Origin of the sequence: Yersinia sp. KBS0713 (assembly GCF_005937895.2) — a bacterium.
GTDB classification, from domain to species: Bacteria; Pseudomonadota; Gammaproteobacteria; order Enterobacterales; family Enterobacteriaceae; genus Yersinia; species Yersinia bercovieri.
Genome location: NZ_CP042173.1, coordinates 3,408,523 through 3,423,124 on the forward strand (window position 1 = coordinate 3,408,523; position 14,602 = coordinate 3,423,124).

A 14,602-nucleotide genomic window follows, 5' to 3' on the forward strand; every position below is an offset into this window, starting at 1 on the left:
GCGCGCTCCAGGCGCGCCCGAGCCAGGGATAACACTATGCTGTGGTTTAAGAATTTAATGGTTTACCGTTTGAGCCGGGAAGTCTCGCTATCTGCGGATGAAATGGAGAAACAGTTAAGCGCCCTTAGTTTCACCCCCTGTGGTAGCCAGGATATGGCAAAAACCGGCTGGGTCTCACCGATGGGTTCACACAGCGATGCCTTAACCCATACGGTTAATGGCCAGATCGTGATTTGTGCGCGAAAAGAAGAGAAAATCTTGCCATCTCCGGTGATTAAGCAGGAGTTACAATCCAAAATTGAGCGTCTGGAAGGTGAACAACATCGCAAACTGAAAAAAACTGAAAAAGACTCATTAAAAGATGAAGTTCTGCACAGTTTATTACCACGAGCATTCAGTCGATTTAACCAAACCTTCCTGTGGATTGATACGGTCAATGACCTAATTATGGTCGATGCGGCCAGTGCGAAGCGGGCTGAAGACACTTTAGCATTGCTGCGAAAAAGTCTGGGTTCCTTGCCGGTAGTGCCGCTGACATTGGAAAATCCAATTGAGCTGACACTAACTGAGTGGGTGCGCAGTAAAGAATTACCTGCTGGTTTTACACTGATGGATGAAGCTGAGCTAAAAGCTATTCTGGAGGATGGCGGCGTGATCCGCTGTAAGAAACAGGATCTGTTCAGCGATGAAATCGCGGTGCATATTGAAGCTGGCAAGTTAGTAACTAAGTTGGCACTGGATTGGCAAGAGCGTGTTCAGTTGGTGCTATCCGATGATGGATCACTGAAACGCCTGAAATTCTCTGACACCTTGCGTGAACAGAATGATGATATTGACCGGGAAGATTTTGCCCAACGTTTCGATGCCGATTTTATTCTGATGACCAGTGAACTGGCTGCTTTGATTAAAAATCTGATTGAAGCTTTGGGTGGTGAGGCTCAGCACTAATACTGCTGTAACTCAACTCAAAAAGTATTGCCCTCTCTGGTATGGAGAGGGCTGAAACATTCGCTAAATTAAAAGTAAATTAGCTCAAATATTTGCACAGATACGATGATGCTTCAGCAACTTGCAGGTTAAATTCACTCTCCCCCGGGATATAGAAGGTTTCACCCGGCTTGAAAATTTCCCAACCTGACGAACCTGGAATCAAGACTTTTAAGCTGCCAGTAATGACCGTCATCTCTTCCGGTTTAGCTGTACTGAAGGTGTACTCACCCTTCTCCATCACCCCAACGCTAGCTGGCCCAATGCTGTCACTGTCAAAACCAATAGATTTCACTTTCCCGGTAAAATACTCATTAAATTTCAGCATAGTTTTGCACCCGCGTCTTAATCAGAATTGAGCTTTCATATTAGAGTCACTCTAAACGCTCTGTCACTGATTATTATGGCGAAATGGGATCATTACCGAATTCACAACCAAGGTTGCGGAAAAAACGCACAAATTGGTGCTGGAATTTACTGTTTACCCCAGGGGAAAGTGGCTATTTAGCTAAAACAGAGCAGTCGAAAATGGTTTACAACATAAATGGTGAGTCTATTTTAGCAAAAGAGAGTGGCCTCAGAGATTTCGTAAGATATATAACGCCAGCGAGGTTTCAAAGAGCACAATCAATATTGACCAGAACGCAGGCATAAAATTGGTGTGTTGATGGATAAATAATTTGAGGGTTTTCATCGGCCCGCCTTGATTGGCCTTGCCTTAAATGGCATTAATCAGCGTAAATGATTTACGTCGAAATGATTACATAGGTGATGATTGTACGCTTCGTATAATTATCAAACAATCAGATGGACTAATTATTCATATTACAAATTGATCTAACGCCCCGAACTACTTCACTGTTTCATCCGCTAAAATCTGCAAAATATGCCCGACAACCTCTTGCAGTGGTTGAGTTGCATCCAGCACATGATGGGCAACCTCCTGATAGAGTGCTTCCCTACTGGCTAATACATCCAGTATTTCCTCAACGATCGGTTTGCCGGTGAGGCTTGGTCGTTGAGCATCTTCTGGATCTTCGGTTAAACGCTCCGCCAACACATTAGCAGAGGCACGTAGATAGATGACCAACCCGTGATTACGCATAAATGTCCGATTTTTAGGGGTCAACACCGCGCCACCACCAGTAGCAACCACCGTTTTAGGGGCTGTGACGGTTTGCAGGGCCATACTTTCTCGCAAACGAAAGCCATCCCAACCCTCGCGAGCGACGACTTCGGCAACACTCAACTGTAAAGTTTGTTGCATAAACAGGTCTGTATCAATAAAGCGATATCCTAGCGCCTCTGCCAGCGCCTTCCCTACCGTTGTCTTACCTGCACCACGCGCACCAACCATGAAGATAGTTTGTGTCATTACTTAAAAGTCCTTTCATATCAACTTCTGAGGATAAATTCTCGTCATCAAAAAACTGGCCGCTATTGTTAACCGACTAAATTAGATTAACACTCAGCTATATGCTGTAGATGCGAATCATACCGATAATTGAGGGTAGTGCAAACTTTACAAATCCGTAAAACTAACGATACACAGATTACAAATGATATTTTAGTACACCTGATAGGAATCATTAATCCCTACCAGGTGATTAACATAATCAGAAATCGATACTGGCACGTAAAACAAACTGCCGAGGCTCACCAACAGCAATCCGCAAATTGCCACCACTTGAAGGGTAATAGGTTTTATCAAACAGGTTTTTCACATTTAGCTGCCATTTCACCCGATAATGATTAATCGGTAATGAGTATGAAACAAAAGCATCAACTACAGTGTAATCATCTAAAATAAAACGATTTGCTGCGTCACCCGCCCGCGACCCAATATAGCGCGCACCCGCACCAATACCAATGTTGACGCTTAAGTATTTCCATATTTTGACGAACTCCAATAAATCCCTGAGAAAGGTAGCGGTAAAAATTGTTTATAGAGCTGTTGGAATGTTTGCTGTGGGCAGATATCAGCAAATAAATCGGGATAGAACGCTTTGGCAAACATCTCAACTGCCACAACGTGATAAGGGCTGAGGTAAAAGTTATGCCAAATACTGTAGGCATGGCCCTGAGTCACGGCACGAAGATGGGAAAGGATAGGTTGGTCTGACAACACTTGTTGGAAGCTGTGCTGTGCCAGCTCAGCATTCACTAGCGGCCCCAGTTTTAAGTGAGAAAAGCGTTTACCAGTCAGTCCGGCCATACCGGTAGCAATATAGATATCTGGATTGGCTTGCAGCACAGTTTCCGGATTCAGTTCTCCATACAGGGTATTAATATGGGAGGCTGCAATATTGTCGCCACCAGCAAAAGCAATCAGGTCACCGAGATTGCCTTTAGAGGCCGTGGTACAGCAACTTTCACGTCGCCCTAGATGCAAATGCAGCATAACCGTCGGTTTTCGCCCTTGATACTGGGTCAGCCTCTGTTGGATAACATGCATATGTTGCTGATAAAAAATGATAAATCTCTCGGCGCGCCCTTGACGATTAAGCACCTCACCTAACAACTTAATACTGGGGATCGTTTGATTTAACAGATCGATCCTCAGATCTACAAAGATCACAGGAATACCGGCTTTGGTTAAACGAACCAATGTTCCGTCATCGCCCTCTCCCCCTCCAAGCCGCGACAAAATAACCAGGTCGGGTTGTAATAGGATCAGGCTCTCAACATTTATCTGGCGAATGTTGCCACTTTTAATTATTGGGATTTGAGCAATTTCAGGAAATTTTTGTGTATAAAGTTGCCAGCTTTGCGCATCGTAACGTTCCAGGTCAGCGGGCCAGGCAATTACTCGTTGCGCAGGATTTCCTGGCTCCAATAACGCCAGTGTATAGAGCATCCGGCTTTCACCCACAATAATACGCTGTGGATTATCAGGTATTTCCACCTGACGGCCTAGAATATCGATAACACTCTTTGCCTGCCCGTTAAGGGCCACACTTAGCAGACAAAAAACTAAAATAGCCTGAAAATAGCGCATACGGGTCACATAACCAGAAAAATGGATGCGTATGGTAATCATTATTATTTCGGTGTTTCAAATGGAATGCGGTTTTCGTTTAGATAAAAGAGAGGAACCGCTAAAAGCCCTCTTTGGTCCTATTTTTTAAGTCATTAGCGGTGCTTTCGCCTGATGATTCTCTGAGAAATCAGAGATCATGGTGCAGGGAATATCAGAGGCTGTAAATTGGGGGTTCTAACGAGGCTGGCAAATGTAAACTATTGCAGGAGGGAAATTACGCACTACCCGTATCTTTTTCCATGTGAAGTAGCGGGATAGCAAAGGCTCGGAAAGCTGGCTGTATTGGAACAAAACCAACATCCCATTGCTTGCGCGTAAGCGCTGCTGAGTCTGTTGCAATATTCTGATGCTGATCTTGGTTGGGATCGAGAGCAGTGGTAGGCAACAAAATACCACATCATAATTTTGATCTAACTGTTCGGCCGAGCGAGCAACAACCTGCAAACGCGGGTCGTTTATCTGATGTAATGCGTGCACAAAGTGGGGCAGAATTTCGTAAGCCTGTAAGTGAGAGTCTGCTGACATATGTGACAAGATCCGCTTTGTTAGCACACCATCAGCGGCACCTAGTTCAGCAATATTAAGATGTTGCTTCCAATCCACCTGATTCAACATCGCCTGACATAACCAAGGCGAAGAAGGAGCCAACGTGCCAACCGTACGTGGTGAGGCAATAAAGCGCTGTAAATAGGAAAATTGACTTTTAAAATTACGCCGAACGGTGTTTAACATAGCCTCTCCTCGCTGCCCCAGATACATCACAATAACACCTTATATTCCTTAAGTTATCATTAAGATTGCTCTAATAATTAATTATTTTTAGTCGGCAAATAGAAAATGCCATGAGGAAAAATAGAGATGATCATGAAATGAGTAAGCCCAAATTAACAATAACTCGCCATTGTTAACTTGGGCTTACTCGTAGCAGAGAGCACGATGGTGATTGCAATACCGAACGCATCTCTAACTATTTCATTAATTATCACTTATTGTGAATAATTAATGATAAATTTCAGCACTGGCGCTGTAATTGCTGGAGTCACCTGGATTGCTCATGCCAATGACCCGATAGTGACTAGCACCATCTGCGGTTGCTTTCTCATTTAATGCTGACTCCACATCCATCGGTGAACCGCTGACATTAGAAATAGAAATAACCCCCATACTCTGCAACTTCGTCGCTTGTTCCGGACTCACTTCTTGCGCAGCCATAGTGGCGAATGAAGCGGTGGCAATAAGTGCGGCTGCGATAATAGGTAATAGTTTCATAAAATTCTCCAACAGGCGGGTTGTATGTAACGTCTTTGTGAGAATAATTATGAGCGCTCCACTGCAAGGAGACGTAATGCTCTGTAAAGAACATCAATCATTGTGTGGGGAATAAGGAGGAAATAAAATATTTTATGTCACTGGAGACAAGAAAATAGATAATCAAGGACAGACGCCGATATATTTGGCCGCTGCCCAAGTTTATACTTTATAGATTATCAAGATGCAGGAAGGCGACAAATCAGTGATTCGGGTAGGCAAACGCAGCCAATACACCGGCAACTTGAAAGATGGTGGCGATTAGTTGAGCTTTGCAACAATATTCGTCAGATTTTTTTCTGCTGCTGCCTGGCTAACCACTTGTAGCATCTGTGCGGAAAGATCATATGAAACAACAGACTTCACCACGCCCGCCGCTGCGAAACTAGCGTGTCCAGCCCCACATCCAAGATCGAGTAAATGAGCATGACCATCGGGTTGCAGTAGCATTACCAGGCGCTGTAAATCTTTACCCTGAGCATGAACCGCACTCGTCAAATAGGCATTAGCCTGATCGCCGAACTGCCTTTCAACTACATCTGTATGGCTATTTTGTGTTATCATTACATCCCCGCTGATGGTTTAACTCACTGATTTAATTTATCTATCATATTTCCTGTAAAGCGTTAATATACTTTTCTCAAACTAAATCCACTATAGTGGGTGAATTGCAGCATCACAATAGCGCGGGAGATATTATGGTTACGCTTAGAGCAATGCTGGCTGAGGAGCTTGGCGACTATAGGAATATATTTATTACCGAGTATGCGCATGATTTAGTGTCTAATAGTGATTATAGCGCGGAGAAAGCTTTGGCTTATGCAACGCATAGCTTTGATAACTATTTGCCGGAAGGTGTTAATAGCCCAAGTGATCATCTTTTTTGCATCGAAAATAGAGATAATATCAGCGGTGAGGAACAGCTGGTGGGTTATTTATGGTACGGATTAGGCAAAGAGGATAGTGCAGCCTTTATTAAGGATTTCTACGTACTACCACCGTGTCAACGTCAGGGTTATGGCTCGGCGTGCTTAGCGGCATTAGAAAAACAATTAATTGCTCAGGGTGTATTTGAGATAAAACTGCGGGTAGCGGCTGATAATCCACAAGCGAAAAGATTGTATGAGAAAATGGCATTTGCCGTGACCGGATTTAATATGTCTAAATCGCTGGCAAGGAAATAGTCGCGGTAAGTACATACTATCACTGATGGTGGGCAGTAATAATCTGTTGGTGCTGACATAGCTGCAAACGAAAGAAAATAGCGATCTGAAAACCGGATAAACAGCTTATCAGGCTCGATAAAACTATTATCTGGCATTAAAGCGCTTTGTCTTCATCCATCTGTTGCAACTGATTTCGATAAGATTTCACTTTTTGGCGCTTCTTCATCCAGATAGAGAATGATACGACAAAAATGCTACCAGCCAGAGTTAATACGCCCAGCTCATGCTGATAAAACAGCATAATAACAAAATAGACAGCAGAAATTATTGCTACCCATTTAGCCGAATGACCAATCGAGTTTTTCTCATCAGTCAAACGGCGGATACTCTCTTCTTCGCTGATCCCCATGCTTAATCCTCCTTAATAACCAGCTTATAATATTGGGCCAGTCGCATGATAATTCAACATATTTTTCAATTTTTATTTTATTCCGTTGAGATAGCGCTGATTGACTATCTCGATTGTGTTCATATCAGTGTGAAATTCCTCAATTAGATACCATCCTGAAATTTTCGTGCCTTGGCAGTTTGCTGCTTTTCCAGTTCAAAAATGGCGCGTTGCAGCCCTTTTTCTTGAATTGGGCTTAAGTGAGGGAATTTAAAACTCAGGCGCTGCATCGTGAGTGTTTCGCCTTTGTTATTTACAACCTTTTTATCAATGGCTCGGATAAATTGCAGGTCTAATTTAAAAATACCAAAACCGCATAAATCAACCGAGACATCACGCAAAATGCCACATCCTTGCAGCGGGAACTCACTGCCTTTCACTGCATATAGACCCATTCCACCCAAGGAGATATCTGCCAGTGTATAGGAGAATTTACTACCATCAGCGAATTTTCCTGAGCAGTAATAAGCAGGCCACTGAGGAATATTGACGCGAAAATATTCCCGTCGTTGAATGAAGTAAAGTTGCTCAGGAAGGGCGGTGCTAAAAGCCGGCAGTGATAAATACTTTATTTCTCTCAATGGACTACAGGTAAATTCGACTTTTGCACCGGTAGGTTCCGCAATGATGGTGATTTGATTCGCAGCCAAGGCTGAAATGTTTTCATGCTCTACGCTGCCAAAATCAAAAATAAACTGATTTGTCTCGGGTACCACATCCAGAATACGGCTAATAAATTGCCCGCGCGCATGGGTCACCATCACGGCGGTATCGTTCTTCTTTAAGTCCCGAAGAATTGCACAGATCGCTAATTTATTCGTTTTAACAAAATTCTCTTTAGACGTTTCGCTCACCTGCCATTCTCCATCTTTAATTTATCGCCCTGGCTACCCAGATTATTAAAAGCCTATAAGTATCAAGACGGTTATCGGCAGATATCGCAATGACTTTAGCGGTTATTTTTGTATTTTCGGCGGGGAGTCAGGGGAGTTAAAAATAAAGCGACATCGGCGGGAGCCAAATATCGCTTTAATCTGCAAACAACAATTTGCGGTCAATCAGCTGCGAACTAAATCGTCGCCGTAGCCAATCCACTTATAGGTTGTCAATGCATCCAGCCCCATAGGGCCACGGGCATGGAGTTTTTGCGTGCTGACGGCAACCTCGGCCCCTAAACCAAATTGACCGCCATCAGTGAAGCGCGTGCTGGCATTGACATAGACCGCTGATGAATCTACCGCGCGGACAAAATGTTCAGCGCTGCTGAGGGAGCGCGTCAAAATGGCATCGGAATGGCTGGTGCCATGTTTGCGGATATGATTAATGGCAGCATCAATATCAGCCACAATATCCACATTCAGATCCAGTGAGAGCCACTCATCATCGTAATCTGCGGCTTCCACCGCCACCACTTTGGCCTTAGCTTCCACCAGATACGGCATGGCCTGCGAGCTGGCATGCAGTGTCACACCAAAAGCATGCATTCTGGCACTCAATATGGGCAGGAAGCTTGCAGCGATGGCCTGATGAACCAGCAGAGTTTCCAGTGAGTTACAGGCACTTGGCCGCTGAACTTTTGCATTTTCAATGACCAATAGCGCCTTCTCAACATCGGCGCTTTCATCGACAAAAGTATGGCAAACGCCAATTCCGCCAGTAATTACCGGAATGGTCGATTGCTCACGGCACAGTTTATGTAGACCAGCGCCACCACGTGGAATCAACATATCAACATAGCGATCCATGCGCAGTAACTCATTCACCAACTCGCGATCCGGACTTTCAATCGCCTGCACTGCGGCTGCGGGTAAACCGCACTGCTCCAGCGCCTGTTGGATCACTTTCACTGTCGCCTGATTGGTGTGATGAGTCTCTTTCCCACCGCGCAAAATTACCGCATTACCGGTCTTTAGGCATAAGCTGGCCACATCAATGGTGACATTCGGACGGGCTTCATAAATGACACCAATCACCCCCAGTGGTACACGGCGGCGTTCGAGCTTCAAGCCGCTGTCGAGCAGGCTACCATCAATCACGCGGCCCACAGGGTCATTTAGGCGGCATACCTGCCGCACATCATTCGCAATGGCGGCTAATCGGGCGGGTGATAATAGCAGCCGATCGAGTAGCGCTTCACTCATGCCACTGTCACGGGCGGCTTTCATATCTTGTTCATTAGCCTGCAAAATGGCCTGACTTTCAGACTCCAGCAGGTTAGCGATGACCGCAAGTGCCTGATTCTTTTTGGCCGTGCTTAGTAGCGCCAATTGCCAGGAGGCCTGTTTAGCGGCCTTTCCCATCTGTTCCAGCATACTCATGCTTGCTCCTTAACTGACAATCATATCGTCACGGTGAACAGCCACCGGGCCATATTCATATCCGAGGATTTCACTAATTTGTTGCGAGTGGTGCCCCGCTAACAGGCGCAAGGCGTCACTGTTATAACGTGATACGCCGTGGGCCAAATCTCGCCCACTGAGGTTGCGGATACGGATCACCTCACCACGGGAGAAGTTCCCTTTAACGCTGCGAATACCTTTCGGCAGCAGCGAGCTTCCCCGCTCCATAATGGCAGAGACCGCCCCATCGTCGACGGTGATCTCACCGGCAGGTGGCGCACCAAAAATCCAGCGCTTGCGGTTTTCCAGCGGTGTTTCCAGCGCGTGGAAGCGCGTGCCGACGGGGGTGCCGTCAACCACATCGGCAATAACCCCCACCTGGCTCCCTGCGGCAATCACCACATCAATACCCGCGCGACACGCGACATCGGCAGCTTGCAGTTTTGTCGCCATACCACCAGTGCCGAGACCAGAGACGCTATCACCGGCAATTTCACGTAAGGCATCATCAATACCATGCACTTCGCGAATCAGTTCTGCTGCGGGGTTATTTCGGGGATCGGCGGTGTACAAGCCCGCTTGATCGGTCAGTAACAGCAACTTATCCGCACCGGCCAGAATGGCTGCCAATGCGGAGAGATTATCGTTGTCGCCCACTTTAATTTCAGCGGTAGCAACGGCGTCATTCTCATTGATGACCGGAACAATGCGGTTATCCAGCAGGGCGTTCATCGTGTCGCGCGCATTTAAAAAGCGCTCACGATCTTCTAAATCAGCCCGGGTCAACAGCATCTGACCCACATGGATACCATAGATAGAAAATAGCTGTTCCCAGAGCTGAATCAGCCGGCTTTGCCCGACTGCGGCCAACAGTTGCTTTGAGGCAATAGTGGCGGGTAATTCTGGGTAACCCAGGTGTTCACGCCCGGCGGCAATCGCCCCGGAGGTGACAATAACAATACGATGACCTTTGGCGTGTTGCTGGGCGCACTGGCGCACCAACTCAACAATATGGGCACGGTTAAGACGACGGGAACCGCCAGTCAGCACACTTGTCCCCAATTTCACAACCAATGTCTGGCTGCCACTCATAATTTTTCTGCCGTTGGGATAATTAAAAAAAGAGATGATAGATAAAACGTTGTAACAGGCGCGGAGCATTATGCCAACAGGCATGAGAATATATTCCCCCTTTTATTGTGCAAAAGGGGGGCGCTCTTCTTATTTAGCGATTAACAGCGCAATTCTTACGCCGACAGCTTAACGGGCTGTTCGCTAAAATCTTGCGCGGGCACCAATCTCATTTCAATAGAGGTCAGCATTTCGGCCAGGCGCTTGTGAAAACCGCGTAATGTGGTCTCCAGCTTCTCCTGTACTTCAGGATCTTTAATGTTTTCTGCTTTCCAGCTGCCCTCTTTATTAAACAGGCCAAACTGGTAAACATAGGTAAAATGGTCCGCCGCAGGCTCCAGCTCTATCCACCACCCCCAGAACTCACGCTTCTCTGGAGCAAGCTTCACATTGACGCAAACAGCTAAACAGTCAAAGAAAAAACGGTCATTCTGGCACTGCCCTTCACGTAGGTATGGCCCCAAAGCAGCAAAACGTTTCATAAGCTTGCTTTTAGGATGAGCACTGGTTGACGTCATTCTTAAATCTCCTTATGTAGACGCACCTTTTTAGCAAATTGTTAAAAATTAGCAACTCATTAACGCATTTTATCTTCTAACCATTGGCTGGTTTGCAATAATGCACGATGGAAATTGTCATACAGCGGCGTAGATGATATAGCCAATAATTTGCCGTCCGAGGATGAAGAGCAAATAAGTTTCGACTCCTCTTTCGGGCTGAAGGGATCATTTTCCCAGAAACCGGCCAGCATTGGCGTTTGACAGCGCCTCCCCAATAATCCCTGTGTTTTCAATGAGTAGCGGTTCATTTCTGTTTTCAGTGTTTCATCAGATGCATCTGCCATGCCCAAGCGACTGGCCATCACATCCATATACATGTCCGGCACTTTGCGCTGGCTATCACTATTGCACAACAGATGATGAACAATCGGCCCAAGACATGCCACCGCGCGTACCCGCTGAGGTTCCAGATAACCTAAGCGCACCGCCACATTGGCCCCAAAACGTAAGCCGAAAACAGTGACCCGCTGGTGATCAACCCAGGGAATATTCGGCAATGCATGCAGCACTTGTTGATGCAGATAGCTAGTGTCCTGAGTTAATTTCCAGCGTGATGATGCCCCGACGGATGGCATGTCGATGGTCAGCATCGCTATCCCTTTGGGCGCCAAATAGTCGCGGAACAGGCGGTGATAATCACTTTGCAAGGTATCCAGCCCGCCACATATCAGCACCGTCGGAAATGGCGCACTGCCGACGGTTGGCATATGCAGGAAGCCGGAAAGGGTGCCACCATCGGAAATAGCGAAATCAAGTTTTTTCAGTGTGTAGGGCAGATGCTCAGCGGCGGCTTCATATGCGCGGTTAGACAGCACTTCGACCTGCTCGGCCAGCTCATCACCTTTCAGGTGCGGGTAACTGGCGATGCTGTAGAGATTGGCCGCATTTAACCAATATTGACCCGCACTCATCGGCTCAGCTTCTTCCATCGCTTTTTGCTGCCACTGCATCGCTTGATGGGCCCATTCATAAATCCAGTTGCCGTTACGATAGCCGACCACAGTATCCAGCAGTTCGTTGTCGCTATGTTCCGCTTTTGAGCAGGCAATGCGCGATAAAACCTCTTCTATCTCAAGGGGATCGACACCACGCCAAGTCCACATCAGGCGGTTGATCATTCGATACCAATGGCTAGCGGTGTCACCATCCAATGCCGAATGAACACTCATGGCCTGGTTGCAATGGGCATGCCGGACTAAAGTCGAGGTTTCAGGGTGCTTAAATTTGGGTTTGAACAGAATTTCAGAAAGGTTGGCTTGTGCCATGGTAACAATAGCCTCCATAAGCCGTGAATCAGGCCCGGTAAGGGCTGCTCAGATGGAGTCAAGTGTACTCATACTGCGAGGAAAATGGAACGCCCGGTCAATACCGAGCGCTTAAAGTTGGCTAAATTACTTGCCGCTTAAGGGGGCAACAAAAGTCACCGCCATATCCCACGGCTGTTCAATCCATGTATCCTGCGGGATATCAACCACATAATCATCGACTAATGGGCGGCCCGCCGGTTTGGCGAAGATAGTGACAAAATGTGCTTTCGGATACATATCGCGAATGGCTTTCGCAGTGCCACCAGTATCAACCAAATCATCAATCACGATAAAGCCTTCACCATCGCCTTCAGCGCGTTTTAAGACTTTAAGATCACGTTGATTATCATGGTCATAGCTAGAAATGCACACGGTGTCTACATAACGAATACCCAGCTCACGCGCCAGAATACCAGCCGGTACTAATCCACCACGGCTCACCGCGATGATACCTTTCCATTGCTCGGCTGGCAGTAAACGCTGTGCCAGTTTGCGGGCGTGAATTTGCAACATATCCCAGGTAACGACGTATTTTTCGCTCATAAAATGTAATCCCAGCCAGTATAAGAAGTGGCTTGCCATGTATCAGAAGGGGAAAAAAGGTTGCGCGAGATTATAGTGAGCCAGCCGGATAAAAACCAGCAATTATCTGGCTAATTAATCGGATCGGATAAGGTAATTGTGCAGCGATACGCGCGTAATGCCAATTAAAGTGATATTCTCAAACTATCTCGCCATCTTGATGGCGGTTTGTCATTACCCCTAAAATCTTTAGTCATCAACCCAATAGCATCTCTGACATCTCCATTGCGAGGCTGCCGATATGAGAATGCTATTACAGGAGACTTACAGTGTCTGAACTGTCTCAACTTTCGCCTCAGCCGTTGTGGGATATTTTTGCAAAAATCTGCTCGATCCCACACCCGTCTTACCATGAAGAAGCGCTAGCACAGCACATTATGACGTGGGCCAAAGAAAAAGGTCTGCACGCCGAACGTGATCAAGTCGGTAATATCCTGCTGCGTAAGCCTGCTACCAAAGGGATGGAGAACCGTAAGCCCGTGGCACTGCAAGCCCATCTGGATATGGTTCCGCAGAAGAATAATGATACGGTACATGACTTCACTAAAGACCCAATCCAGCCTTATATCGATGGTGAATGGGTTAAAGCCCGTGGTACCACATTAGGGGCAGATAATGGCATTGGTATGGCCTCCGCGCTGGCGGTGTTGTCTGACGACAGTGTCGAGCATGGCCCACTGGAAGTGCTGCTGACCATGACCGAAGAGGCCGGTATGGACGGCGCATTTGGCCTGCAACCTAACTGGTTGAAAGCGGATATTCTGATTAACACCGATTCCGAGCAGGAGGGTGAAATCTATATGGGTTGCGCTGGTGGTATTGATTTCATCACTACTTTGGCGCTAAAACGTGAAGCTATCCCCGCCGGTTACCAAACCTTAAAACTGACCTTAAAGGGTCTGAAAGGGGGTCACTCTGGGGCCGATATCCATTTAGGTTTAGGCAATGCCAACAAGCTGCTGGCCCGCTTCCTGTTTGAACAGGCAAAAGATTTAGATCTGCGGGTATTGGATCTGAATGGCGGTACATTGCGTAATGCAATCCCACGCGAAGGCTCTGTGACGCTAGCCATCGCCGCAGATAAAATCGATCAGTTGAAAAGTTTGAGTCAAGACTATCTGGCGACGTTGAAAAACGAATTGGCCGCAGTGGAAAAAAATCTGACTGTGCTGCTAGAGCCTGTTACTACCGATGCGCAAGCCCTGACGAAAGATACCCAACAGCGTTTGGTGGCATTGTTAAATGCGACCCCAAACGGGGTGATTCGTATGAGCGATGCGGTTAAAGGCGTGGTAGAAACCTCACTGAATGTGGGGGTGGTGACCATGAATGAGAGTGAAGCAGAGATCATTTGCCTGATTCGTTCTCTGATCGACAGTGGCAAAGATTACGTGGTGAGTATGCTGACGGCAATTGGTCAATTGGCGGGGGCTAAAACCTCACCAAAAGGCGGCTACCCTGGCTGGCAGCCAGACCCTAACTCACCGGTAATGGCGTTGGTGCGGGAAACCTACCAGAAGTTATTCAACAAAACGCCAAATATCATGGTGATCCATGCCGGTCTGGAGTGTGGTTTGTTCAAAAAACCTTACCCAGAGATGGATATGGTGTCGATTGGGCCAACCATGACCGGCCCGCATTCGCCGGATGAACAAGTTCACATCGAGAGTGTGGGTCAATATTGGCAGTTGCTGACTGCGCTGCTAAAAGCGATTCCAGAACGTGCGTAAATAG

General features: G+C 46.7%; 15 protein-coding genes and 2 pseudogenes. 3 read left to right on the top strand and 14 right to left on the bottom strand.

From position 1 onward, the window contains the following. Positions 1-36 precede the first annotated feature (36 nt). Positions 37-948 carry a recombination-associated protein RdgC gene (gene rdgC / locus FFE93_RS16345; protein WP_138775592.1) on the top strand — a complete coding sequence of 304 codons (912 nt, stop codon included), beginning with the start codon at positions 37-39 and terminating at the stop codon, positions 946-948. A 79-nt stretch (positions 949-1,027) separates the two neighbouring features. On the opposite strand, the gene ppnP is transcribed toward rdgC, so the two are convergent. From ppnP to FFE93_RS16380, 7 genes and pseudogenes are all read right to left on the bottom strand, one after another. Then, positions 1,028-1,315, bottom strand: a complete 288-nt coding sequence (ppnP, locus tag FFE93_RS16350) for a pyrimidine/purine nucleoside phosphorylase (RefSeq protein WP_138775594.1) — start codon at positions 1,313-1,315, stop codon at positions 1,028-1,030. Between the two features lie 522 nt (positions 1,316-1,837). Then, positions 1,838-2,362, bottom strand: a complete 525-nt coding sequence (aroL, locus tag FFE93_RS16355) for a shikimate kinase AroL (RefSeq protein WP_032898028.1) — start codon at positions 2,360-2,362, stop codon at positions 1,838-1,840. Positions 2,363-2,603: 241 nt separating this feature from the next. Beyond that, positions 2,604-2,861, bottom strand: a pseudogene (locus tag FFE93_RS16360) (TonB-dependent receptor domain-containing protein); the annotation flags it as partial. A gap of 5 nt (positions 2,862-2,866) precedes the next feature. Next, on the bottom strand, positions 2,867-3,985 hold the full coding sequence (locus FFE93_RS16365; RefSeq protein WP_138775996.1) for an ABC transporter substrate-binding protein: 1,119 nt from the start codon (positions 3,983-3,985) through the stop codon (positions 2,867-2,869). A gap of 216 nt (positions 3,986-4,201) precedes the next feature. Then, the gene (locus tag FFE93_RS16370) at positions 4,202-4,759 is read right to left on the bottom strand and encodes a class I SAM-dependent methyltransferase (RefSeq protein WP_049602067.1); all 558 of its coding nucleotides are present in this window, start codon (positions 4,757-4,759) and stop codon (positions 4,202-4,204) included. Between the two features lie 267 nt (positions 4,760-5,026). Further along, positions 5,027-5,296, bottom strand: coding sequence for a YdgH/BhsA/McbA-like domain containing protein (locus tag FFE93_RS16375; RefSeq protein WP_005274904.1), 270 nt, complete (start codon positions 5,294-5,296; stop codon positions 5,027-5,029). Between the two features lie 309 nt (positions 5,297-5,605). Further along, positions 5,606-5,899: pseudogene (locus FFE93_RS16380) on the bottom strand (class I SAM-dependent methyltransferase); the annotation flags it as partial. 134 nt (positions 5,900-6,033) lie between these two features. Between FFE93_RS16380 and FFE93_RS16385 the strand changes: the two are divergent. Then, positions 6,034-6,519 carry a GNAT family N-acetyltransferase gene (locus tag FFE93_RS16385; protein ID WP_138775598.1) on the top strand — a complete coding sequence of 162 codons (486 nt, stop codon included), beginning with the start codon at positions 6,034-6,036 and terminating at the stop codon, positions 6,517-6,519. Between the two features lie 136 nt (positions 6,520-6,655). Here FFE93_RS16385 and FFE93_RS16390 read toward each other — a convergent pair whose 3' ends face one another. The 7 genes from FFE93_RS16390 to gpt form a co-directional block, all read right to left on the bottom strand. After that, positions 6,656-6,910, bottom strand: a complete 255-nt coding sequence (locus FFE93_RS16390) for a hypothetical protein (protein ID WP_005274914.1) — start codon at positions 6,908-6,910, stop codon at positions 6,656-6,658. Positions 6,911-7,053: 143 nt separating this feature from the next. Next, positions 7,054-7,803, bottom strand: coding sequence for a flagellar brake protein (locus tag FFE93_RS16395; protein WP_138775600.1), 750 nt, complete (start codon positions 7,801-7,803; stop codon positions 7,054-7,056). Positions 7,804-8,007: 204 nt separating this feature from the next. Beyond that, positions 8,008-9,261: a glutamate-5-semialdehyde dehydrogenase gene (gene proA / locus FFE93_RS16400; protein ID WP_186367722.1), complete on the bottom strand. Its 1,254-nt coding sequence runs from the start codon at positions 9,259-9,261 to the stop codon at positions 8,008-8,010. Positions 9,262-9,276: 15 nt separating this feature from the next. After that, positions 9,277-10,380: a glutamate 5-kinase gene (gene proB / locus FFE93_RS16405; protein ID WP_005274920.1), complete on the bottom strand. Its 1,104-nt coding sequence runs from the start codon at positions 10,378-10,380 to the stop codon at positions 9,277-9,279. 155 nt (positions 10,381-10,535) lie between these two features. After that, on the bottom strand, positions 10,536-10,937 hold the full coding sequence (crl, locus tag FFE93_RS16410) for a sigma factor-binding protein Crl (RefSeq protein WP_032898034.1): 402 nt from the start codon (positions 10,935-10,937) through the stop codon (positions 10,536-10,538). Positions 10,938-10,996: 59 nt separating this feature from the next. Further along, on the bottom strand, positions 10,997-12,244 hold the full coding sequence (gene frsA / locus FFE93_RS16415; protein WP_032898035.1) for an esterase FrsA: 1,248 nt from the start codon (positions 12,242-12,244) through the stop codon (positions 10,997-10,999). A gap of 126 nt (positions 12,245-12,370) precedes the next feature. Next, the gene (gene gpt / locus FFE93_RS16420) at positions 12,371-12,829 is read right to left on the bottom strand and encodes a xanthine phosphoribosyltransferase (protein WP_004873509.1); all 459 of its coding nucleotides are present in this window, start codon (positions 12,827-12,829) and stop codon (positions 12,371-12,373) included. A gap of 308 nt (positions 12,830-13,137) precedes the next feature. Here gpt and pepD point away from each other — a divergent pair, with 308 nt between their 5' ends. Continuing rightward, positions 13,138-14,598, top strand: a complete 1,461-nt coding sequence (gene pepD, locus FFE93_RS16425) for a beta-Ala-His dipeptidase (RefSeq protein ID WP_005274931.1) — start codon at positions 13,138-13,140, stop codon at positions 14,596-14,598. Positions 14,599-14,602: the final 4 nt, after the last annotated feature.

Bases quoted from the DNA above. Each gene is read 5' to 3' on its own strand.
- aroL (WP_032898028.1), bottom strand. From the start codon at position 2,362: ATGACACAAACTATCTTCATGGTTGGTGCGCGTGGTGCAGGTAAGACA.
- FFE93_RS16370 (WP_049602067.1), bottom strand. From the start codon at position 4,759: ATGTTAAACACCGTTCGGCGTAATTTTAAAAGTCAATTTTCCTATTTA.
- frsA (WP_032898035.1), bottom strand. From the start codon at position 12,244: ATGGCACAAGCCAACCTTTCTGAAATTCTGTTCAAACCCAAATTTAAG.
- FFE93_RS16365 (WP_138775996.1), bottom strand. From the start codon at position 3,985: ATGCGCTATTTTCAGGCTATTTTAGTTTTTTGTCTGCTAAGTGTGGCC.
- rdgC (WP_138775592.1), top strand. From the start codon at position 37: ATGCTGTGGTTTAAGAATTTAATGGTTTACCGTTTGAGCCGGGAAGTC.
- proB (WP_005274920.1), bottom strand. From the start codon at position 10,380: ATGAGTGGCAGCCAGACATTGGTTGTGAAATTGGGGACAAGTGTGCTG.
- FFE93_RS16375 (WP_005274904.1), bottom strand. From the start codon at position 5,296: ATGAAACTATTACCTATTATCGCAGCCGCACTTATTGCCACCGCTTCA.
- FFE93_RS16390 (WP_005274914.1), bottom strand. From the start codon at position 6,910: ATGGGGATCAGCGAAGAAGAGAGTATCCGCCGTTTGACTGATGAGAAA.
- gpt (WP_004873509.1), bottom strand. From the start codon at position 12,829: ATGAGCGAAAAATACGTCGTTACCTGGGATATGTTGCAAATTCACGCC.
- proA (WP_186367722.1), bottom strand. From the start codon at position 9,261: ATGCTGGAACAGATGGGAAAGGCCGCTAAACAGGCCTCCTGGCAATTG.
- crl (WP_032898034.1), bottom strand. From the start codon at position 10,937: ATGACGTCAACCAGTGCTCATCCTAAAAGCAAGCTTATGAAACGTTTT.
- ppnP (WP_138775594.1), bottom strand. From the start codon at position 1,315: ATGCTGAAATTTAATGAGTATTTTACCGGGAAAGTGAAATCTATTGGT.
- FFE93_RS16385 (WP_138775598.1), top strand. From the start codon at position 6,034: ATGGTTACGCTTAGAGCAATGCTGGCTGAGGAGCTTGGCGACTATAGG.